This window comes from Streptomyces sp. NPDC058051, assembly GCF_042885475.1.
In the GTDB taxonomy this organism is placed as follows: domain Bacteria; phylum Actinomycetota; class Actinomycetes; order Streptomycetales; family Streptomycetaceae; genus Streptomyces.
In genome coordinates this window covers 80,240-101,053 of the sequence record NZ_JBHVRW010000008.1, presented here as the reverse complement: position 1 = coordinate 101,053, position 20,814 = coordinate 80,240, and the positions used below count along the sequence as shown (strand labels likewise).

17 protein-coding genes are annotated in these 20,814 nt (G+C 70.8%); 10 read left to right on the top strand and 7 right to left on the bottom strand.

Features of this window, described 5'->3' with window-relative positions; all coding sequences use genetic code 11:
- The first annotated feature begins 265 nt into the window (after positions 1-265).
- Entirely contained in the window at positions 266-994 is a 729-nt protein-coding gene (locus ACFVUT_RS15555; RefSeq protein ID WP_389650265.1) for a TetR/AcrR family transcriptional regulator, read from the top strand.
- 275 nt (positions 995-1,269) lie between these two features.
- Here ACFVUT_RS15555 and ACFVUT_RS15550 read toward each other — a convergent pair whose 3' ends face one another.
- Together ACFVUT_RS15550 and ACFVUT_RS15545 are read right to left on the bottom strand one after the other, a co-directional pair.
- A complete protein-coding gene (locus tag ACFVUT_RS15550) occupies positions 1,270-2,004 on the bottom strand; it encodes an SDR family oxidoreductase (protein ID WP_389650268.1) in 735 nt (244 codons plus the stop codon).
- A 387-nt stretch (positions 2,005-2,391) separates the two neighbouring features.
- Entirely contained in the window at positions 2,392-2,763 is a 372-nt protein-coding gene (locus tag ACFVUT_RS15545; RefSeq protein WP_389650271.1) for a tetratricopeptide repeat protein, read from the bottom strand.
- 166 nt (positions 2,764-2,929) lie between these two features.
- Here ACFVUT_RS15545 and ACFVUT_RS15540 point away from each other — a divergent pair, with 166 nt between their 5' ends.
- The gene (locus ACFVUT_RS15540) at positions 2,930-3,895 is read left to right on the top strand and encodes a pirin family protein (protein ID WP_389650274.1); all 966 of its coding nucleotides are present in this window, start codon (positions 2,930-2,932) and stop codon (positions 3,893-3,895) included.
- A 592-nt stretch (positions 3,896-4,487) separates the two neighbouring features.
- On the top strand, positions 4,488-5,687 hold the full coding sequence (locus ACFVUT_RS15535) for an oxygenase MpaB family protein (RefSeq protein WP_389650277.1): 1,200 nt from the start codon (positions 4,488-4,490) through the stop codon (positions 5,685-5,687).
- A 127-nt stretch (positions 5,688-5,814) separates the two neighbouring features.
- Here the strand turns inward: ACFVUT_RS15535 and ACFVUT_RS15530 are convergent, their stop codons facing one another.
- The 4 genes from ACFVUT_RS15530 to ACFVUT_RS15515 form a co-directional block, all read right to left on the bottom strand.
- Complete coding sequence (locus ACFVUT_RS15530) at positions 5,815-7,011, bottom strand: TetR/AcrR family transcriptional regulator (RefSeq protein ID WP_389650281.1); 1,197 nt, start codon at positions 7,009-7,011, stop codon at positions 5,815-5,817.
- A gap of 268 nt (positions 7,012-7,279) precedes the next feature.
- Positions 7,280-8,371, bottom strand: a complete 1,092-nt coding sequence (locus tag ACFVUT_RS15525) for an NAD(P)-dependent alcohol dehydrogenase (protein WP_389650284.1) — start codon at positions 8,369-8,371, stop codon at positions 7,280-7,282.
- Positions 8,368-8,865: a DUF4334 domain-containing protein gene (locus ACFVUT_RS15520; RefSeq protein WP_389650287.1), complete on the bottom strand. Its 498-nt coding sequence runs from the start codon at positions 8,863-8,865 to the stop codon at positions 8,368-8,370. Before ACFVUT_RS15520 ends, ACFVUT_RS15525 begins: the two co-directional genes overlap by 4 nt.
- Positions 8,866-8,989: 124 nt before the next feature.
- Positions 8,990-9,727: a TetR/AcrR family transcriptional regulator gene (locus ACFVUT_RS15515; protein WP_389650290.1), complete on the bottom strand. Its 738-nt coding sequence runs from the start codon at positions 9,725-9,727 to the stop codon at positions 8,990-8,992.
- A 261-nt stretch (positions 9,728-9,988) separates the two neighbouring features.
- Between ACFVUT_RS15515 and ACFVUT_RS15510 the strand changes: the two genes are divergently transcribed.
- From ACFVUT_RS15510 to ACFVUT_RS15485, 6 genes are all read left to right on the top strand, one after another.
- On the top strand, positions 9,989-11,143 hold the full coding sequence (locus tag ACFVUT_RS15510) for a CaiB/BaiF CoA transferase family protein (RefSeq protein WP_389650293.1): 1,155 nt from the start codon (positions 9,989-9,991) through the stop codon (positions 11,141-11,143).
- Positions 11,143-12,168 (top strand): LLM class F420-dependent oxidoreductase, encoded by a 1,026-nt coding sequence (locus ACFVUT_RS15505; RefSeq protein ID WP_389650296.1) that lies wholly within the window; start codon positions 11,143-11,145, stop codon positions 12,166-12,168. Before ACFVUT_RS15510 ends, ACFVUT_RS15505 begins: the two co-directional genes overlap by 1 nt.
- Positions 12,165-13,313: an acyl-CoA dehydrogenase family protein gene (locus tag ACFVUT_RS15500; RefSeq protein ID WP_389650299.1), complete on the top strand. Its 1,149-nt coding sequence runs from the start codon at positions 12,165-12,167 to the stop codon at positions 13,311-13,313. Before ACFVUT_RS15505 ends, ACFVUT_RS15500 begins: the two co-directional genes overlap by 4 nt.
- A 55-nt stretch (positions 13,314-13,368) precedes the next feature.
- The gene (locus ACFVUT_RS15495; RefSeq protein ID WP_389650302.1) at positions 13,369-14,583 is read left to right on the top strand and encodes an acetyl-CoA C-acetyltransferase; all 1,215 of its coding nucleotides are present in this window, start codon (positions 13,369-13,371) and stop codon (positions 14,581-14,583) included.
- A 44-nt stretch (positions 14,584-14,627) separates the two neighbouring features.
- On the top strand, positions 14,628-16,811 hold the full coding sequence (locus tag ACFVUT_RS15490; RefSeq protein WP_389650305.1) for a 3-hydroxyacyl-CoA dehydrogenase NAD-binding domain-containing protein: 2,184 nt from the start codon (positions 14,628-14,630) through the stop codon (positions 16,809-16,811).
- 203 nt (positions 16,812-17,014) lie between these two features.
- A complete protein-coding gene (locus ACFVUT_RS15485) occupies positions 17,015-18,847 on the top strand; it encodes an AMP-dependent synthetase/ligase (RefSeq protein ID WP_389650308.1) in 1,833 nt (610 codons plus the stop codon).
- Positions 18,848-18,935: 88 nt separating this feature from the next.
- Here ACFVUT_RS15485 and ACFVUT_RS15480 read toward each other — a convergent pair whose 3' ends face one another.
- Complete coding sequence (locus ACFVUT_RS15480; RefSeq protein ID WP_389650311.1) at positions 18,936-20,075, bottom strand: acyl-CoA dehydrogenase family protein; 1,140 nt, start codon at positions 20,073-20,075, stop codon at positions 18,936-18,938.
- 86 nt (positions 20,076-20,161) lie between these two features.
- Here ACFVUT_RS15480 and ACFVUT_RS15475 point away from each other — a divergent pair, with 86 nt between their 5' ends.
- On the top strand, positions 20,162-20,788 hold the full coding sequence (locus ACFVUT_RS15475; RefSeq protein WP_389650314.1) for a TetR/AcrR family transcriptional regulator: 627 nt from the start codon (positions 20,162-20,164) through the stop codon (positions 20,786-20,788).
- The last annotated feature ends 26 nt before the right edge of the window (positions 20,789-20,814 follow it).

Below are 20,814 nucleotides of genomic sequence, written 5' to 3'. Positions count from 1 at the left end.
CGGACGCGCCCCCGTCTCGTGTGCAGTTGAGCGCGCCGGGGGCGGCCGGTGCTCCCTCTGCGTGATCGGGCGCACCGGGGCCGGCCTGCGTCTTTTCTGTGCGGCCGAGTGCGCCGGAGCCGACGTCGGCCTGCGCTCCTCTCGCGCGGTCGAGCCCACCCGGATCGGGCTGTGTCCCTCGTGCGGTCGAGCCCACCCGGATCGGGCTGTGTCCCTCGTGCGGTCGTCCGGCATCCGTTGGGGCGCCTTTGATAGCGTCCGAGCGATGAGCACACGAGCACGCATTCTGGAAGTCGCGGCGCGGCTGATCGCGGAGTCCCCGGACGGGGACATCTCCACCCGGGCCGTGTGCGAGGCCGCGCAGGTGGGTGCCCCGGCGCTCTACCGCCACTTCGGCGACAAGGAAGGCCTGTTGTCCGCGGTGGTGGACCACGGCTTCGACCAGTACCTGGCGACGAAGCGGCAGCGCGACGAGAGCACGGACCCCATCGCGGACCTGCGCAACGGCTGGGACATCCACGTCGAGTTCGCCCAGCGGAACCCCCATCTCTACCGGCTGATGAATTCACCGGCCATGCGCACTCCGCCGGCCGCGGCTCTCGAATCCCACCGGATCCTCACCAGGGATCTGGAACGGGCCGCAGCCGTGGGCAAGTTGCGTCTGGCCCCCGAACTGGCCGCGCAGATGGTGATGTCGGCCAGTGTCGGCGTGGCGCTGATGCTCGTCGCCCGCCCGGCCACCTTCCATGATCCGGGCATGTCGCGGCGGGTGCGCGATGCCGTGCTCGCCGCGGTCCTCACCCCGGACGTGTCCGGCGCATCCGCAGGCGCGGACGATACGGGGGCTGCCGTGTCCGAGGCCCAGGTGCCGTCCGCGGCGGCCCGGCTGAACGCACTGCTGCGGCAGTCGCCCGACCCGGCGCTCAGCACCGCTGAGGGCGCTCTCCTGACGGAATGGCTGAACCGCCTGTCGAACGTCCCCCACGATCGCTGACGAGCTCGTGCACGCCAGGCGGTGAGACGTTCAGCTCGTGATCGTTCATCAGGGCCGTGTGATGGGAACACGACTCGTGCCGCGACCAACCGCGACCATCCGAGACCGGAGGATCAGGGGTTCGTGGCCCGGCTCGGTGACATGCGGCAGCGGCGGCGCGTCGAGGACATCAGGGGAGGCCGAATGGCCCGGCCCCATCACGTGGTTGAGCATTCAGGCGGCCTGTCACGGTTCCCGCGCGCTGGTCGGGGCGACCACGACAGGCCGCGTCCCGATCAGAAGAGGCCGCCTCCCGCACGGATGGACTGGCCGGTGATCCAGGCACCGTCCTCCGAGGCGAGGAAGGCGACAATCGCGGCGATGTCGGTGGGTTCTCCGAGCCGTCCCAGGGGTGTTTGCGCACGAGTCGCAGCCAGCGCTTCGGCGGTCGCCCCTGCTTCCAGGGCGTCGGTGCGGGTCGCGCCGGGCAGGACGCTGTTGACGGTGATCCCCCGCGGGCCGAGTTCCTTGGCCGCCGCCAGCACGAGCTGCTCGCCGGCCGCTTTGCTGGCCGCGTACAGGCCGCTCGCCGGCCGTGCCGTCACCGTCGCACCGCTGGAGATCACGATGATGCGGCCCTTGTCGCGTATCCGGTGGGCGGCCTCACGCAAGGCCAGGAAGGTGGCACGCGCGTTGGTCACGAAGACCTGTTCGAAGTCCTCATCGGTGGTGTCGGCCAGGGAGGCGAACCGCGCGATGCCCACGTTGCCGACCAGGATGTCGAGCCCGCCGTAAGCCCGCTCCGTCTCCTCGAACAGACCGCGCAACTGCTCCGGGTCGGACACGTCCGCGCGTACCGCCGTTGCCTGGCCGCCCGTGCGCCGCACGGTGGCCACGGCCTCCGCAGCCGCATCGGCGTCGGAGCGGTAGTTCACCACGACTCGCGCCCCATCGGCGCCGAGCCGTTCGACGATGGCCCGGCCGATGCCACGCGACCCTCCGGTGACCAAAGCGACTCTTCCGGTCGGCATGTGCGCTCCATTCGTCGGCGTGATCCTCGGATACTAGCCAGCACGTGCAGGGTGGCGGTGGCGCGTGGTGACCTTGATCGTTGATCGCGCGGACGGCGGACGGCGGACGGCGGACGGGGGACGGGGGGAAACCGTGCGTGTGCAGAGCCGTTCGAAGCCGGCGGATCACGTGCTGGTGCGCAACGCGATCGCTGAACTCGTCAGGGGGAGAGGCTCGTTGTGGCACGAGCGGCACGGTTCCGTGCTCACGGCGCGCCCCGGGGAGCGGGCCGTGGGTGCCGGAGCGACGTGCGAACCGTCCGTCGTGCGGCCGAAGGCCGGGCCTTGCGCCTGGCCTTCGGCCGCACGACGGCAGTTCCGACGACACGACCTCTCGGCGCGATGCGCCTAGGACCGCGCCGGATCCCTGTCGAAGTCCCCGTCGAAGTCCCCGGAGAAGGCCGCCGCCATCCGCAGGTGACCGGTCGCCTCCGCGCTCCGCCCCTGGCGCTCCAGCGTGCGGCCGAGCATCAGCCGCGCGTACGGCTCGACCGGGTCGCGCTCCAGAACCGCCCGGAGCTCCGTCTCGGCCCTGCCGAGCCGAGCCGAGTGGAAGTAGGTCCGGGCCAGCAGCAGCCGCGGGGACACCTGCTCCGGTACCTCCTCGACCAGACCCTCCAGAATCCGGGCGGCCGTCATGTACTCCTTCGCTTCGAAGAACATCTGCGCACGGTCCCACCGGTCGGCGGCCGTACCGAACTCGAAGTAGGTGTCGCTCACTTGTCCTCCTTGTTCACGGACCGTCCCCGGGTCCGCCCGGTGCTGAGCCGGCTGCACGCTCAGCTGTTCTCTGCTCACACGAACATGCCCCATCGGTTGAATATTCCACTAAATAATCGGCGTCGGTACCGGCACCCGGCGTTCGTGCGGGAATAGGTTGAGGGCCATGAGCAATCTCGATCGCCAGGCCGCACTCTCCGTCTGTGGAGGACGGGGCTTCGTCGTCGCCGAGCCCGTACGGGAACTCCTCAGCCCGCGCCACGTCCGGCTGGGTGAGTCCACCGAGGTCCGCAGGCTGCTGCCCAACCTGGGTCGCCGGATGGTCGGCGCATGGGCCTTTGTCGATCATTACGGCCCCGATGACATCGCCGGCGAACCCGGGATGCAAGTACCGCCCCATCCCCACATGGGCCTGCAGACGGTCAGCTGGCTGCACGACGGCGAGGTCCTGCACCGCGACAGCCTCGGCAGTCTCCGCACGATCCGGCCGCGGGAACTGGGGCTGATGACCTCCGGCCGGGCCATCAGTCACTCCGAGGAGAGCCCCGCGTCGCATGCGAGGTTTCTGCACGGCGCCCAACTCTGGGTCGCCCTGCCGGACGCCCACCGCCACGCCGAGCCGCACTTCCAGCACCACACCGACCTGCCGACCGTGATCGCCCCCGGCCTCACCGCAACCCTGATCCTGGGCGAACTCGACGGCGCCACCTCGCCCGGGACCACGTACACGCCGATCGTCGGCGCCGACCTGGCCCTGTCCGGCGGTGCCGAGGCCCGCCTGCCGCTCGACCCCGACTTCGAGTACGCGGTGCTCTCGATGTCCGGCCGGACCGTGGTCGACGGCGTACCCGTGCTGCCCGGCTCCATGCTCTACCTGGGCTGCGGCCGCACCGAACTGCCCCTGCGCGCGGATACCGACGCGGGCCTCATGCTCCTCGGCGGCGAGCCCTTCGAGGAGGAGATCGTCATGTGGTGGAACTTCATCGGGCGTTCGCACGAGGAGATCGAGGAGGCTCGACGGGAGTGGACCGAGGGTTCGCGCTTCGGCGAGGTGCACGGTTACGCCGGCGACCGGCTGCCCGCCCCGGTGGTGCCGCCGGTGGCGCTGAAACCTCGGGGAAGAGTGCGCTGACCTGGCGCACTGGCGCGTGGGAAGCGTCCGTCGCCGCTTGCCGCTGTCCTCTCGCCGACGCCGTGAGGGGGCAGGCTGCGCCGGTCGTGTGAGCCGATGCACGGGAGGGTCGGCTGATGCCGGTGCAGGTTCCCGAGACCACGTCTGATCGAACACCTGTTGCCCCTTTGGTGGCGGACGCCGACCGTCGTCCGTGCCCGCCGGTGTGCGGTGGGTGCGTGCAACAAGGGTGAGCCGCAGCATGTGCGATGACCGGAGCGGTGCTTCCGGCTCCACTGCCGGTGCGCCGCCGGGTACGTAGCGGGGGAGCCGCCTGCTCGCCGATGACCTCGCCGGTGGACTGCCTACCCGGACCTGGCCGGACGTCCCTACGCCCACGTGCACCGGACCATCCGGCACACGGTTGTCACGATGCGCACCACTCAGGGGCGACGAACCTCTCTGTCACCACCATTGCCGACGGCAACGCACCTCGCTATGTTAATCGAAAATCACATCTGTGTGACAAGATCGATCACGCGTGGATCGTGCAACTCGTAAGTCTGGGAAGCCATCTCGAACCATCTGGCCCATCAGGGAAGCAGGTAAGTCAATGGAAAATCTCAGCAGGCGAAAAATTCTGTCCCTCGGTGTCGCACTCGGCCTCGTGGGTGTGGCGAACCCCGCCCGGGCGTGGGCGTCGACAGGCTCGGTGACTGGAGCCACCGCGGGGACCGGACCGGCGTGGATCTGGGACGACTTGGCGGACCCGCTGATGGTCTCGATGCTGGAGAACGGCCATGTGCCGACGATCAACACCGCATGGGCGTCGTGGGTGAACAACAACGACGCGCTTCCCAGCGGCGTACCGGCCGAATTCGCCGCCTACCTGGGGCAGGTCAACCAACTGCCCTCCTGGGCCGACCCCGTCAAGCTGGCCCGCGCCGCCGACTTCAACCGGCGCAGGGACACGTACCTCTTCATGCTGTACGGCCTGGGCAGCGGGATCATGAGCACCGTGATCCCGCGCGAGGCCAAGAGCGTCTACTGGTCCGCGGGTGGCGCCAACATGCAGGACCGGGCGGCCAAGACGTTCACGTTCGGCTACGACCTGTCCCAGTTGGGAGCCTTCGAGCCCACGGGGCAGTTCGTCGTCACCGCCAACAAGACGCGCGTGGTGCACGCTGCGGTGCGTCACCTGCTGCCCCAGTCGCCGCACTGGCGGGCGGTCGCCGACGAGACCATCCCGATCAGCGCGGCCGACATCCTGGTCACCTTCCACAGCCTGGGCACCTACGCCCACAGGAAGCTGGTCGAGTGGAAGATCCCGTTCCCGGCCGCGGACCAGGAGGCGTTCCTGCACTCGTGGCAGGTCGCCATCCATCTGCTCGGTGTGCCGGACGAGTACATTCCGCAGACCTGGGCGGAGGCCGAAGCGCAGTCGGCGCAGGTGCTGACCCCGATCCTCACTCCGTCGACCGAGGGCATCGCGCTGGCCGAGGAACTGCTCGGCCTGACCGCACAGATCGACCTCGGCGTCACGCGCGGGTTCCTGAACGAGTTCGTCCGCTACGTTCTCAGCGACGAGGTCGGCGACTGGCTGGGGCTGAAACGCGACTACGTGGCGGCGGCCCTGGTCCGCACCGCATGGCCGGCGTACATCCTGTTCCGTGAGGGGCTGTCGCCCGTCATGCCCGCCACGTTCTACACGGTCGACCAGTTCGTGCGTGCCCTGGCCATGCTGTTCCTCAACAAGGGCTCCTCCGGGACCACCACCCCCATCACCATCCCCACCGGGAACAGGGCGGCCTGAGCCGCCGATCCGCTCCCATCGGTGCCCGCCCCGCCGGAGACGAGCCGAGGGGCGGGCGTCAGGGGGACTTTCGCGCGAGGCGTCCCATGACGCGGCGTCTCGTCGCGTGCCGGGTTCCGACGGCCGTTCAGAGACCCAGGGCGGCCACGACCAGAACGGTCACGGCCTCACGGTGGTCAGGGCTGTCCCGCCACCGCAGTCTGCGTCCCGCCTCGACCGCCACGCCGAAGCCCGCGTGCACCAGCACCCGGGCCTGGCGTGGGTCCAGCTCCGGACGGGCCAGCCGCAACTGCTGCTCCCAGACGGCGATGTGTTCCCGCTGTGCGAGGACCAGAGGACGCCGCAGGTCGGCGGGCAGGCCGGCGAGCTCGGCCTCGGCAACACTGTTGAGTTCGGTGTATTCAAAGCTGTAAGCCACATATGTCGCCGTCAGTGCGACGATGGCCTCGTGCGGGCCGGCCACCTCGTGCAGACTCCGCTCCACACCCTGGGCCAGCAGTCCCGCCGCCTGGAGGCACGCCGCCGTCAGGATGTCGATCTTGCCGGGGTAATGGCGGTAGAGCGCGGACGGGGTCAGTCCCACCGCCTCCGCGATCTGTCCGTTCGTGACGCTGGCGAATCCGTCCCGAGCGAACAGCGGGATGGAGGCCGCGAGGATCTCCGCGCGGCGCGTGCGCGGCACCGGCTGGGCGGGCAGCTCGACGGGGTGCGCGCCCAGCCCGCCTGCGGCGGGATCACTCGCGGCCACGCGCAGCGCGGACGCCAGCAGCAGGTCCTCGGCCCGGCGTTGGGCGATGGACGTGTGATGCATCGTGATGGACCCGATCGCACCGAGGGCCGCCATGGCCCGCAGGCGCTCGTCGGGCAGTGGGTGCTCGCGCTGCACCGCCTCGTCGACCCGCGCGACGAGGCGGCCGAACTTCACCCCGAGCCGCCGGCGGTCCTCGCGGCTGAGGTAGCGGGCCTCCCATCGGTACACGCCGCCCGACGCGCGATGAGCGACGGTGATCCGGGTGATGGCGGTGAGCAGATCCGTCAAGGACGCCCCGGACGGCACCTCGGCGAGCGCGGCGACCAGTCCGTCCACCATGACGTCGGCGCACTCGGCGAACAGTGCGTACTTGTTCGGGAAGTGCCGGTAGAGGGCGGCCGCGGTGATACCCACGCCTGCCGCGACCTCCTCCATGGACGTCGCGTGGTAGCCGCGCTCGCTGAAGACCCGTCCGGCCGCGTCGACGATGAGCTGCTTGCGGTTGCGAGGCCGCGTGGCCGTGGTCGGATCGGCGGTCGCGGCCGAACGGGCGGACGGGGAGGCGGGGGCCATGCGGATCAGTCAATCACAGGTCGTCAGGAGGCCGGGTGCCCCCGGCGCGGACCGCGCAGGACGTAACTCCCCCATCACTTCCCCTGCGATTTTCCTGTCCCGCGACTCACTCCCGACCCACTCCCGCATCACCTCCGCTGTGATTTTCCCGTCCCGCGACGTGAACGGCTCGCGCCCATCGCCGACGCGGCAGACGGCAGGCGGCTGTCCGTACTCCGGGGGGGGACATGCCGTCCGGCACCGCCGTTCCCGGTGCCGGAGCGGCCGGTCAGGTGAAGGTGAGGACCGGCTTGACCACGCTGCCGTCCCGCATGGCGGCCACGGCCGCGTCGATGTCCTCGAACGGGAACGTGGTGACCAGCCGACCGAGCGGGAAGTGGCCACGCCTGTGCAGGCCGACCAGCTCAGGGATGAAGCGGCCGGGGTCGGAGTCTCCCTCGATCACCCCATGGACGCGGACGCCCTTGGAGAGCAGGCCCATCACGTCGAACGTCACCTCACCGCCGAGGCCGAGGAGGGCGAGGTCGCCGCGCGGGCGCAGCGCGGAGACAGCCCGGCGGGCCATCTCCGGACGGCCGGTGGTCTCCACGACGTGGTGCGCACCACCGCCGGTGAGGTCGCGCAGCGCCGCCACCAGACCGTCCCCGGGGGGCAGTGCCGCCTTGGCGCCGAGTTCGACGGCCAGGGCGCGGCGGGAGGCGACCGGGTCGACGGCCACCACCGGGTCGCAGCCCACGGCCACTGCGGCCATCAGCGCGCTCAGGCCCACCCCGCCCGCGCCCAGGACGACCAGCGAGGAACCCGGTTCCGGGCGGAGCCGGTTGAGCACGGCGCCGGCGCCCGTCTGGCCGCTGCAGCCGAGCGGCGCGACGACCGGGGCCGGCAGGCCGGAGGGCACCTTGACCACGCCGCGTTCGTGGACGACGGCGTACGTGGCGAAGCTGGACTGGCCGAAGAAGCCGGCGCGCAGCGGTGTGCCGTCGAGGGAGAGCGGAGTGGTGCCGTCGTCGCGTCCACCGGAGAAGTTCAGGGTCTGCGCGGCGTGGCAGTAGGCCGGCCGGCCCGTCGCGCACTGATCGCAGGCGCCGCAACTGGCGAAGGTGAGGCAGACATGGTCTCCCGGCGCGACGCCCGTCACCTCCGCCCCCACTGCCTCGACCCGGCCGGCGCCCTCGTGGCCGAAGACCATCGGTGTGAGCTGTCGGGGCCAGGTGTCCCGCATCAGCAGGTCGGTGTGACAGACGCCGACCGCGGTCATCCTGATCAGTGCCTCGCGCGGCCGTGGATCCTCAAGGTCTGCGTCCCGGACGGCGAACGGGGCGCCCGGAGCCTCGGTGACCGCCGCGCGGACGCGCCTCACGAGCTCTCTCCGGTATGCGGGGTTCCGGGGTCGCGCTCAAGGAAGAAGTAGTAGAAGGGGCCCTCGGCGGGAACCCCCTTGGCGTTCATGATCCCCATCAGCGTGGTGTCGTCCACCTGCTTGAAGTGGTCGAAGACCGGCCGGCCGTCGTAGACCATGGTGGCCGTCGCCTCGCCGCGGAACTCGACGGTCCACAGGCTGGCCTCGCCCTGGCCGAGCTCGCGGTTGGAGTACAGCTCGCCCGCCGCGTTGCGGCAGATCAGCGGCTTGGCGTCGTGCACGGCGGCGAACGTCTTGCCGTACCAGTCGGCCTCCGCCAGCATGCCGTCGAGGGGGTGGCCGGTGCGGAACTCGCCGCCCTTCCACTCACCGAGTATCTCCTCGGGACGGACGGTGGCCAACGCCGCCCAGATCTCGTCGAGTTCGAGGGGGGCGACCTGGCCGTCCCTCTCGCGGAGCTCCTGGAACCGGGCGCGGGCTTCGTGCACGTTCATGCGGGTGTCCTCTCGTCGGTGCTGAACCACAGAGGCGGAACGTCAGGATGTCGCCGGTGCGCGACGCGCCGGAGACGGTCGCCCCGATTGCTGCCGACGCGGCGGAGCACGGTGCCCCGCCGCGTCACCGGGACGTGCGCTGAGCGGATCCCCCGGGGGCGGAGGTCCGCGCGAGGGAGGGGGGCCGGAGGGAAGCGCGCCGGAGGAACGGGAGCGCGGGGTCGCCGGTGACCGCGCCGGGGTGCCCCACGGTGCCGAGGCACAGCAGCACGTGGCGCTCCGCGACCTCCTCCGCAGTGAGCGGGCCGTCCGCGCGGAACCAGTTGGCGACCCCCTGGCACATGATGAGCACCGAACGCACCGCGTCGGCCGGGATCGGTGTGGTGAACACGCCCCGGGCGCGTCCCGCCTCGACCGTGTCCAGCAGCATGTGTTCGAGGTAGTCGCGCAGGGCGACGTAGCGCGCCCGGTTCTGCGGCTCCAGGCTGCGGATCTCGGTGTCCAGGAAAGCCAGCTGCTGACGGTGGGCCATATAGAGCACGATCGACTCGACCATGCCGCAGATGCGCGCCAGCGGATCGTCCCCGGCCTCCCCGGCCGCGGCCCGGCAGCGGTCCAGGACATCCTTGATCGACGTCTCCAGCAAGGTGGCCAGCAGAGCCTGCTTGTTCTCGTAGTGGTAGTACAGCGCGGGTACGGTGACGCCGACCCGGCCGGCGATGTCCCGGACCGAAGTGCCGTGGTAGCCGTGTTCGTTGAAGGCTTCCATGGCGTGCATCAGGATCGGGTGCAGGTCGAGCGGTCCGTAGGAGCGCCAGTGCTCCGCTGGGGGCGTGGTGTCCTGGCTCGGCTCGGTGTTCAACGACTCTCCTCGGGACGGGCGGTGGTCGGCGACATCGTACGGCCGTGGGTCCGAGACATCTCCTTCGTGATGCTTAGCGATCGATCAGGAAAACCTGACGATCGACGTCCGGTCTGCTCTCAATTCCCCGATGTGAATCCATAAAAACTAGTGTTGCACAGGGAGTTGACCGACCGGCACCGCGCTCCTACTTTTTAGCGAACGCTCAGTAAGGACCCGGTTGGACGGCGATGAGCCTGTCGTGCACCGAGAAAGGAACGCATGAGCCATCACTCCTTCGGCCCTTCCGGCCGTGACGTGACGGGCCCGCTGGACGGCGTGCGCGTGGTCGAACTGGCGGGGATCGGTCCCGGTCCGTTCGCCGCGATGCTCCTTGCCGACCTGGGCGCCGACGTGGTGCGCGTGGACCGCCCCGGCCCCTCGCCGCTCGGTGGCGATCCCGCCCGCGACGTGACCAACCGCAACAAGCGCTCCGTCCTGATCGACCTCAAGTCACCCGAAGGTCCGGAAACGGTGAGGGCGTTGGCGGCGCGCGCCGAGATCCTGGTGGAGGGATACCGGCCCGGTGTCGCAGAGCGGCTCGGGGTCGGCCCCGAGGAGTGCATGGCCGTCAACCCCGCGCTGGTGTACGGCCGGATGACCGGCTGGGGCCAGCGAGGACCCCTCGCGTCCCACGCCGGACACGACATCGGCTACATCGCCACCGCCGGCGTCCTGTCGATGATCGGGGCGCCGGACGGACCGCCCGTCTTCCCCGCCAACCTGCTCGGCGACTACGCGGGTGGCTCCCTCTATCTGACCACCGGCGTCCTCGCCGCGCTGCTCACGGCCCGCGCCACCGGCCGTGGCCAGGTGGTGGACGCCGCGATCGTGGACGGCGCCGCACACCTCACCGCCATGTTCTGGGGCATGCTCCCCGAGGGCACCTGGCAGGACACCCGCGGCCGCAACCTGCTGGACGGCGGCTGCCCCTACTACGCCGTCTACGAGACCGCCGACGGTGGCTGGATGGCGGTCGGCGCCCTGGAACCGCAGTTCTACGCGGTGTTCGTCACCCTGCTGGGTCTGGACGGCGAGGACCTGCCGGACCGTGCCGACCCGCGCAACTGGGACGAGCTGCGGGCCGCGTACACCACCCGGTTCAAGTCCGCCACCCGCGAGGAGTGGACGGCTGTCTTCGAAGGCACCGACGCCTGCGTCGCGCCCGTGCTCTCGTTGCACGAGGCAGCGGGTCATCGGCACCTGACCGGACGTGGCACCTACGCCGAGGCGTACGGCATCACCCAGCCCGCTCCAGCCCCCCGTTTCTCCGGCACCCCCGGCACCCTCCGGCTCCCCCCGGCCGTCCCCGGCGCGCACACCCCCGACGTCGCCCGCGACTGGGGTGTTCCCGAACTGCTGAAGGACCACTGCTGATGGAACTGTCCTCACCTCTGACGTACGCGGGCGACCCGCGCGTCGCCGCGGACCGGGCCGCCGCCCTGGAGTCCGCGGGCCTCGACGCCGTCTGGGTGGCCGAGGCATACGGCTTCGACTCCCCGACGATCATGGGATACCTCGCCGCGAAGACCGAGCGGATGCGGATCGGCTCGGCCGTCCTCAACGTCTACTCGCGCACCCCCGCACTGATCGCCCAGACCGCGGCCGGACTCGACGCCCTCACCGGCGGGCGCGCCGTCCTCGGCATAGGCGCCTCCGGACCCCAGGTCGTCGAGGGCTGGCACGGCCGCCGTTACGACCGCCCGCTGGGGCGCACCCGCGAGGTGATCCAGCTGTCCCGGCGGATCTGGCGGCGTGAGGTGATCGAGCACCACGGCATCACCGACCTGCCCCTGCCGGCCGAGAGGGGCGGCACCCTCGGCAAGCCGCTGAAGCTGCTGAACCACCCGGTCCGCGACGCCATCCCGGTCTACGTCGCGGCGCTGGGCCCGGCCAATGTGCGGATGGCCGCCGAGATCGCCGACGGATGGCTGCCGTTCCTCTACGTCCCCGAGCACGCCGCCAAGGTCTGGGGCCGGTCCCTGGCCGAGGGCGCCGCCGAGCGCGACCCCGCACTCGGCCCGCTCTCGGTCGTGGCGGGCGGCCTGCTCGCCATCGGCGACGAGGCAGAGGCCGTCCGTGACCTGATGCGTCCGACCGTTGCCCTCTACGTCGGCGGCATGGGCGCGCCCGGCCGCAATTTCTACCACGACCTGGTCTGTTCCTACGGCTACGAATCCGCCGCGGCAGCCATCCAGGAGCACTACCTCGCGGGCCGCAGGAAGGAGGCGGAGACCGCCGTACCGGCCGAGTTGCTGGAGCAGCTCTGCCTGGCCGGCCCCGAGGGCTATGTACGCGACCGCGTCGAGGTCTTCCGTGAGGCGGGCGTGACCATGCTCAACGTCACCCCCGTCGGTCCCGATCCCGCTCGGCTGATCGAGCACGTGAGGAGTTGGTTGTGACAGTGGAACGAGACCTGTACGGACCCGACCACGAGGCCTTCCGCGAGACCGTGCGGACCTTTCTCGCCAAAGAGGTGGCCCCGCACCACGAACGCTGGGAGAGGGACGGCGTCGTCGACCGCGAGGTGTGGCGCTCGGCGGGCCGCCAGGGCCTGCTGGGCATGGCCGTCGACGAGGAGTACGGCGGCGGCGGGACCGGCGACTTCCGGTACAGCGCCGTCCTCATCGAGGAGTTCGCCCGCGCCGGCGCGTCCGGGCCGGCCCTGAGCCTGCACAACGACATCGTCGGCCCGTACCTGACCCGGCTCGCCGACGAGGAGCAGAAACGCCGCTGGCTGCCCGGGTTCGTCTCCGGCGACCTCGTCACCGGCATCGCCATGACGGAACCAGGAGCCGGCTCCGACCTGCAGGGCATCCGCGCCACCGCCACCGACCAGGGCGACCACTACCTGCTCAACGGCACGAAGACCTTCATCTCCAACGGCATCCTCGCCGACCTCGTCGTCGTCGTCGCCCGCACCACCCCCGAGGGCGGAAGCGGCGGGCAGAGCCTGCTCGTCGTCGAGCGCGGCATGGTGGGCTTCGAACGGGGCCGCAACCTCGACAAGATCGGCCAGAAGGCCCAGGACACCGCCGAGTTGTTCTTCACCGACGTGCGCGTCCCCAAGGAGAACCTGCTGGGCGAGGAGAACCAGGCCTTCGCCCACCTCATGGACAACCTCGCTCAGGAGCGGCTGGCCATCGCGGTCGGCGCCGCCGCCGCGGCCGAGGAGCTCCTGGACGTCACCACGCGGTACGTCAAGGAGCGCGAGGCATTCGGGAGACCGCTGGCCAAGCTCCAGCACATCCGCTTCGAGATCGCCGAGATGGCCACCGAGACCGCGGTCACCCGCACCTTCCTCGACCGCTGCGTCACCGAGCACAACCAGGGCCGGCTCGACGCCGTGCACGCCTCGATGGCCAAGTGGTGGGCCACCGAACTGCAGAAGCGGATTGTCGACCGCTGTCTGCAACTCCACGGCGGGTACGGCTACATGAGCGAGTACCGGGTGGCCCGAGCGTTCCTCGACAGCCGCATCCAGACCATCTACGGCGGCACCACCGAGATCATGAAGGAGATCATCGGCCGCTCGCTGCTCCGCTGAGGGCTGTCCCCGCGTTCGAGGCTTTCTTCAGATCCGACATGGAAGGCACCCCAAGGTGAGCACCGAAGCATACGTGTACGACGCGATCCGCACCCCGCGCGGTCGCGGCAAGGCCAACGGGGCCCTGCACGGCACCAAGCCGATCGACCTGGTCGTCGGCCTGATCCACGAGACCCTCCGCCGCTTCCCGGACCTCGACCCGACGGCGATCGACGACATCGTGCTCGGTGTGGTCAGCCCGGTGGGCGACCAGGGCGCGGACATCGCCCGCACCGCCGCGATGCTCGCGGGTCTGCCGGAGACGGTGGCCGGTGTGCAGGAGAACCGCTTCTGTGCGTCCGGGCTGGAAGCGGTCAACATGGCCGCGATGAAGGTCCGTTCGGGTTGGGAGGACCTGGTCCTGGCGGGCGGCGTGGAGTCCATGTCGCGTGTTCCCATGGGCAGTGACGGCGGCGCCTGGGCGCTGGACCCGCGTACCAACCACGCCACCGGATTCGTCCCGCAGGGCATCGGCGCCGACCTGATCGCCACTCTGGAGGGCTTCTCCCGGCACGACGTGGACTCCTACGCGGCGCTCTCCCAGGAGCGGGCCGCCGCCGCATGGAAGGACGGGCGCTTCGACCGCTCCGTCGTCCCCGTGCGGGACCGCAACGGGCTGCTGGTCCTCGACCGGGACGAGCACATCCGGCCCGGCACCACCGCCGAGAGCCTGGGCGCGCTCAAGCCCTCCTTCGCCGGGCCCGGCGAACTGGCCGGCTTCGATGCCGTGGCGCTGCAGAAGTACCACTGGGTGGAGAGGATCGACCACGTCCACCACGCGGGCAACTCCTCGGGCATCGTCGACGGCGCCGCCCTGGTCGCCATCGGCAGCAAGGAGGCCGGCGAGCGTCACGGCCTGACCCCGCGTGCCCGGATCGTCTCCGCAGCCGTGTCCGGAGCCGAGCCCACCATCATGCTGACGGGGCCCGCGCCCGCGTCCCGCAAAGCGCTCGCCAAGGCCGCACTGACCGTCGACGACATCGACCTGGTCGAGATCAACGAGGCGTTCGCCGCCGTCGTCCTGCGCTACGTCAAGGACATGGGGCTGAGTCCGGACAGGGGCAACGTCAATGGCGGCGCCATCGCCATGGGGCACCCCCTCGGCGCCACCGGCGCGATGATCCTCGGCACCCTCGTGGACGAGCTGGAGCGCCGCGACCTGCGGTACGGGCTGGCCACCCTGTGCGTCGGCGGCGGCATGGGTATCGCCACCGTCGTCGAACGCCTCTGACCGTCCCGCCCCGCAGCCGTCCGCCTTCACGGGAGACCACAGCCATGGACACCACCGCACGGCCCTCCGCCATCCGCTGGGAAGAGTCCGACGACCACGTCGTCACCCTCGTCCTCGACGACCCGGACCAGTCCGCCAACACCATGAACGCCACGTTCATCGACTCGCTGGACGCCGTCGCGGCGCGGCTGGCGGATGGCCGCGACGCCATCCGGGGCGTCATCGTCACCTCCGCCAAGAAGAGCTTCTTCGCCGGCGGCGACCTGCGCGACCTGATCTCCGTCACTCCCGAGACCGCCGGCGCCTCCTTCGAGGCCGGGATGCGCGTCAAGCGCTCGCTGCGCATCCTGGAGACGCTGGGCAAGCCGGTCGTCGCCGCGATCAACGGCGCTGCCCTGGGTGGCGGTTACGAGATCGCCCTGGCCTGCCACCACCGCGTGGTGCTGGACAGCCCGGCCGCCCGCGTCGGGCTTCCCGAAGTCACCCTCGGCCTGCTGCCCGGGGGCGGTGGAGTGACCCGCACGGTCCGCATGTTCGGTGTGGCGAACGCCCTGCAGAAGGTCCTCCTGGAGGGCACCCAGTACGGACCCGCGCGCGCCCTGGAGGCCGGCCTGGTCGACGAGATCGCCGCCGGTCCGGACGAACTCCTCGCCAGGGCACGGGCGTTCGTCGACGCCCACCCGCAGTCGACGCAGCCCTGGGATGTGCCCGGCCACCGCATCCCCGGCGGCACCCCCTCGGACCCGAAGTTCGCCGCGCACCTCCCCGCCTTCACCGCGATGCTGAAGAGAAGGACGGGTGGCGCCCCCCACCCGGCGCCGCGCAACATCCTCGCCGCTGCCGTGGAGAGTTCCCAGGTCGACGTGGACACCTCTTTCGTGGTGGAAGCCGGATACCTGACCGAACTGGTCACCGGGCAGATCACCAAGAACATGATTCAGGCGTTCTTCTTCGACCTGCAGGCGGTCAACTCCGGTGCCGGCCGCCCGAAGGGCATCGAGCCGCGCAGGGTGACCAAGGTCGCCGTGCTCGGCGCGGGCATGATGGGCGCCGGTGTCGCCCATTCCTGCGCAGCGGCGGGCATCGATGTCGTGCTGAAGGACGTCTCCGCGGAGGCGGCGGCGAAGGGCAGGGCCTACTCCGAGAAGCTGTGCGCCAAGGCCGTCTCGCGCGGCAGGTCGACGCAGGAGAGCGCGGAAGCCCTGCTGGCTCGCATCACCCCGACCGCCGACGTCCGGGACCTGGTCGGCTGCGACGCGGTGATCGAGGCCGTCTTCGAGGACACCGGCGTCAAGCACAAGGTGTTCCAGGAGGTCCAGGAACTTGTCGCCCCGGATGCGCTGCTGTGCTCCAACACCTCCACCCTGCCCATCACCGTCCTCGCCAAGGGGGTGGAGCGGCCGCAGGACTTCATCGGCCTGCACTTCTTCTCGCCGGTCGACAGGATGCCGTTGGTGGAGATCATCAAGGGCGAGAAGACGGGGGACGAGGCGCTGGCGCGCGCCTTCGACCTGGTGCGGCAGATCCGCAAGACGCCGATCGTGGTCAACGACTCGCGCGGCTTCTTCACCTCCCGGGTCATCGGCCACTTCATCGACGAGGGCGTCGCCATGGTCGGCGAGGGCATCGACCCGGCCTCCGTCGAGCAGGCCGCCGCCCAGGCCGGCTACCCGGCCAAGGTCCTCAACCTGATGGACGAGCTCACCCTCACCCTGCCGCGCAAGATCCGCGAGGAGACCCGCCGCGCGGTCGAGGCGGCGGGCCGCAGCTGGGAGCCGCACCCGGCGGACACCGTGGTGGACCGCATGATCGACGAGTTCGGCCGCCCGGGACGGTCCGGTGCCGCGGGCTTCTACGACTACGTGGACGGCAAGCGCGCCGGGCTCTGGCCAGGGCTGCGCGAGCACTTCACCGATCCCGCGAAGCAGCCCGCCGACCTGACCGAGATGATGGAGCGGATGCTCTTCGTCGAGGCACTGGACTCGGTGCGCTGCCTGGAGGAGGGCGTGCTGGTCTCGGTGGCGGACGCCAACATCGGCTCGCTGCTCGGTATCGGCTTCCCGCAGTGGACCGGCGGCGTGCTGCAGTACATCAACGGCTACGAGGGCGGCCTGCCCGGCTTCGTGGCCCGCGCGCGTGAGCTGGCCGGGAAGCACGGCGAGCGCTTCGCCCCGCCCGAGCTGCTGCTGCGCAACGCCGAGCGGGGTGAGACCTTCACCGACTCCTGATCCGGGCCGGGGACGCGCGGCGCCCCCGGCCCGAGTCGGCACTTCCTGAGCACCGACCGGTTCCCGTGGGCAGGGCCGTCCTTCCCCCGGGGCCCGGACCCGCGGGCCGCCCCCACCTCCCGCCCGGCTCCGTCCGGCCCGCCCGCCGGGGCTCCACCGCCCCGGTCTCCCCAGATCTTCCCTTCCGCCCCGTGGAGGCCCCGATGACATCAGCACCCCGCACCACCGGTGACCTGCCCCACGCCCCGGCCGACCGGACCCTGCCGCAGTTGCTGGCCCGCAACGCACGTGAGTATCCCCAACTACCCGCAATCTCCTGGCAGTCGGCCGCCCCCGACACCGACTGGACGACGTTCGGCTGGGCGGAGATCCGTGAGCACACCCGGAGCCTTGCCGCCGGCTACCGGGCCCTCGGAGTCGGCCGCGGCGACCGCGTACTGCTGATGATGTCCAACCGGCCCGAACACTGGCTGTCCGACCTGGCGCTGGTCCGCCTCGGCGCGGTCCCCGTCAGCGTCTACGGCACCGCGGCCCCCGAGCAGATCACCCACATCGCCCGCAACTGCCGGGCCCGTCTCGCCGTGCTGGAGGGGGCTGCCCAGGCGGCCGTGTGGGAGCCGCTGCTGGCCGATGCCGATACCCCGCTGGAGCGTCTGGTGGTGGCCGAGGCGGGTGCGGAAGGCCGCCACTTCCCGTACGCCGCCCTGCTCCGCGAACCGGTGCCGGAGCGGTTCGCCGAGGAACTGGACGCCGCCCGCCCCGAGGACCCGCTGACCGTCGTCTACACCTCCGGCACCAGCGGCGAGCCCAAGGGCGTCGTCCTGACCCACCGTCAGGTGATGTCCAACGCCCTGGCGCTGGACGCCGTGGTGGAGCTGCCCCCGCACGTCGAGCACATCTGCTACCTGCCCTTCGCCCACATCGCCGAGCGGATGCTGGGCATCTACCTGCCCTGCCACCGGGCCTCGCACGTCTACCTCTGCGCCGACCCGTCGGGCGTCGCCGCCGTGGTGCGCAAGGTACGCCCCGCGCAGTTCTTCGGTGTGCCGAGGATCTGGGAGAAACTGTCCGCCACCGTGCGGGGCCTCCTTTCGCTGATGCCGGCCGAGCAGCGGACGATCATCGACCAGGCGTTTGAGACCGCCCGCGCGCACGTCGGGTACCGCGAGCGGGGCGAGAAGCCGCCCGCCGAGCTTGAGGAGCGTTACGCCCGCGTCCGCGAGGACGTACTCCTGCCCATGCTGGCCGCGGGCGGTCTGGACCGGGTGACCTGGTCCGCCAGTGCGTCGGCGCCGATGTCGGTCGACGTGGTGAGGTTCTGGGCCGGCTTCGGCATCGTCATCATGGACGCCTGGGGGCTGACCGAGACCACCGGCGTGGCCACCAGCAACAGCCCGCGGGCCGGATTCCGGCTCGGCTCGGTGGGGCGCCCGGTGGAGTCCGTGGAGATCCGCATCGCCGAGGACGGCGAGATCCTGGTACGGGGCTCGTCCGTCTTCTCCGGCTATCTCCAGCCGGACGGCTCGGTGCGGTCCGCCCTGGACGCCGACGGCTGGCTGGCCACCGGCGACATCGGCCGGATCGATGAGGACGGCTACCTCTGGCTCACCGACCGGAAGAAGGAGATGATCATCACCTCCACCGGCAAGAACATCTCGCCGGCGCTGGTGGAGAACGCGCTCAAGGAACACCCGTTGATCGGCCAGGCCATGGTGCACGGCGACAACCGCTCCTACCTGGTCGCCCTGCTGGTGCTCGACGCGGAGGCCGCGCCCGTCTGGGCCGCGGCCAACGGAGTCGAGGCGAAGGGAGGGCCGGCCGGACTGGCGGAGCACCCCGTCGTCCGGGCGGAGGTGGACCGGGCGGTCGCCGCCGCCAACTCCCGGCTCAACCGCAGCGAGCAGGTCAAGCGGTACGTGCTGCTGGCCGAGGAGTGGGGCCCGGCGACCGGCGAGCTGACGCCGTCGCTGAAGATGCGGCGCCGGGTCATCCGGGACAAGTACGCCGACTCGCTGTCCGGGCTCTACCAGGGCTGAGCCGGGCGCCTCGCCCCTCGCGTCCGCGACCGTGCGGCCATCCGCCCCCCGACCGGGGCGGATGGCCGCACGGTCGCGTCCGGGCCTCTCAGAGGCCGTAGGTCTTGCCGATGACGTCCCGCTGGATCTCGCTGGTCCCGCCGTAGACCGTGGAGACCACAGCGGCCCGCAGGTGGCGCTCCATGTCGAACTCCGTGGTGTAGCCGTAGCCTCCCATCATCTGCATGCCCTCCAGCGCGGCTCGCTTGGCGATCTCGGTGGCCTTCAGCTTGGCCATCGACGCCTCGCGCGGGAACAGCTTGTCCGGCTGCGCGTCACAGTCCAGGGCTGTTTCGCGCACCAGCAGCCGGGTGCACTCGATCTCGGTGGCGAGGTCGGCGATCCGGTGCCGCAGCGCCTGGAAGGAGCCGACCGGCCGGCCGAACTGCTCGCGTTCGCGGACGTAGGCGACCGTGTCGTCGAAGGCGCGGCGCGCCAGGCCCAGCATGTTCGAGGCCAGGAAGAGCCGCTCGTGGTTCAGTCCGGCCATCAACTGTCGCCAGCCGTTGTCCACCTGCCCGACGACCGCGTCCGCGGGCAGCCGTACGTCGGTGAGGAAGACGTCGTTGACCTCCCGGCCTCCCATGGTGTCGATGCGCCGCACGTCCACGCCCGTGGTGCCGGCCGGCAGATGGAACATGGTCAGGCCGCCGTGCTTGTCCTCGCCGGTGCGGGCCACCAGCAGGGTGTACTTCGCGCAGTGCGCGTTGGATATCCAGGTCTTCTGACCGTCGATCACCCACGTACCGTCCGCCTCCTGCCGGGCCTGGCAGCGCAGCGCGCCGACGTCCGACCCGGCCCCCGGCTCCGACATGGCGATGGAGAGCACGTCACCGCGTACGGCGCCGGACAGCACCTCCTGCCGCTGCTGCTCCGTGCCGAACTTCTCGTACGCCTTCGCGGTGATGACTGTGGTGATGAAACCCCCGGCCGGGACCATCCCGTACGAGGTCTCCTCCAGGACGAGACAGGCGTCGGCCAGCCCGCCGCCGGAGCCTCCGTACTCCTCGGGCAGGCACACCCCGAGCCAGCCCAGATCGGCGAGCCTGCCGTACAGCTCGGGGTTGTGGGCCTCGCGGCCGCCCGCTGTCAGCGCGTCGCGCTGCTCACGGGTGCCGCACTCCCGCTTGGCGAAATCGCGGATGGCCGCGACGAAATCGGCCTGGTCTTCGGTGAGGCGACTGCCCATCAGGTCCTCCGGGGTGCGTAGTGTTACGGAGATATGATAAGAGTGTCAACGTATCTTGGCAGGTGTTCGCCGGTATCGTGAGCGTCATGAGAACTGACACGAACGACTCGGGACTCGCCCGGGCCATCGCCCAGCCGGAGGCGGAGGACGGTACGGCGCGGCGGATCCTCGACGCCGCACTGGAGCAGTTCACCCTCCTGGGCCTGCGTCGCTCCTCCGTGGACGACGTCGCCAAACGGGCCGGAGTCTCCCGCGTCACCGTCTTCCGGCGCTTCCAGACCAAGGACAAGCTGGTCGAGGCCACCCTGCTGCGCGAGCTCAACCGGTTCTTCCAGCGACTTGACTCGGCGGTGGCGGCGCTGCCGACCATGGAGGAGCGGGTCGTCGAGGGCTTCGTGGTCGCCCTGCGCCATACCCGCGCCCACCCGCTCTTCGGCGGCCTGCTGCGCCTCGAACCCGAGGTCGTGCTTCCCTATCTGACCGTGCAGGGCGGCTTCTCGCTCTCCGCCACCGTCGCGTACCTGACGGGCCATCTGCGCCGTGCCCAGCAGGCCGAGGGGCGTCCCGACGAGAACCCGCAGCCGGTCGCCGAGCTCATGGTGCGCGTCGCCGTGTCGTTCCTGCTCAACCCCGCCAGTTGCATCGAGATGGACGACGAGGACCAGGCCCGGGCCTTCGCCCGCCGCTACCTGGCCCCACTGCTGGACGCCTAGACCGGCCGGACCGCCCGGGCGGCGGC

Excerpts from the sequence above, each read along its gene's own strand:
- ACFVUT_RS15555 (WP_389650265.1), top strand. The coding sequence starts at position 266 with ATGAGCACACGAGCACGCATTCTGGAAGTCGCGGCGCGGCTGATCGCG.
- ACFVUT_RS15550 (WP_389650268.1), bottom strand. The coding sequence starts at position 2,004 with ATGCCGACCGGAAGAGTCGCTTTGGTCACCGGAGGGTCGCGTGGCATC.
- ACFVUT_RS15540 (WP_389650274.1), top strand. The coding sequence starts at position 2,930 with ATGAGCAATCTCGATCGCCAGGCCGCACTCTCCGTCTGTGGAGGACGG.
- ACFVUT_RS15535 (WP_389650277.1), top strand. The coding sequence starts at position 4,488 with ATGGAAAATCTCAGCAGGCGAAAAATTCTGTCCCTCGGTGTCGCACTC.
- ACFVUT_RS15530 (WP_389650281.1), bottom strand. The coding sequence starts at position 7,011 with ATGGCCCCCGCCTCCCCGTCCGCCCGTTCGGCCGCGACCGCCGATCCG.
- ACFVUT_RS15520 (WP_389650287.1), bottom strand. The coding sequence starts at position 8,865 with ATGAACGTGCACGAAGCCCGCGCCCGGTTCCAGGAGCTCCGCGAGAGG.
- ACFVUT_RS15510 (WP_389650293.1), top strand. The coding sequence starts at position 9,989 with ATGAGCCATCACTCCTTCGGCCCTTCCGGCCGTGACGTGACGGGCCCG.
- ACFVUT_RS15505 (WP_389650296.1), top strand. The coding sequence starts at position 11,143 with ATGGAACTGTCCTCACCTCTGACGTACGCGGGCGACCCGCGCGTCGCC.
- ACFVUT_RS15490 (WP_389650305.1), top strand. The coding sequence starts at position 14,628 with ATGGACACCACCGCACGGCCCTCCGCCATCCGCTGGGAAGAGTCCGAC.
- ACFVUT_RS15485 (WP_389650308.1), top strand. The coding sequence starts at position 17,015 with ATGACATCAGCACCCCGCACCACCGGTGACCTGCCCCACGCCCCGGCC.
- ACFVUT_RS15480 (WP_389650311.1), bottom strand. The coding sequence starts at position 20,075 with ATGGGCAGTCGCCTCACCGAAGACCAGGCCGATTTCGTCGCGGCCATC.
- ACFVUT_RS15475 (WP_389650314.1), top strand. The coding sequence starts at position 20,162 with ATGAGAACTGACACGAACGACTCGGGACTCGCCCGGGCCATCGCCCAG.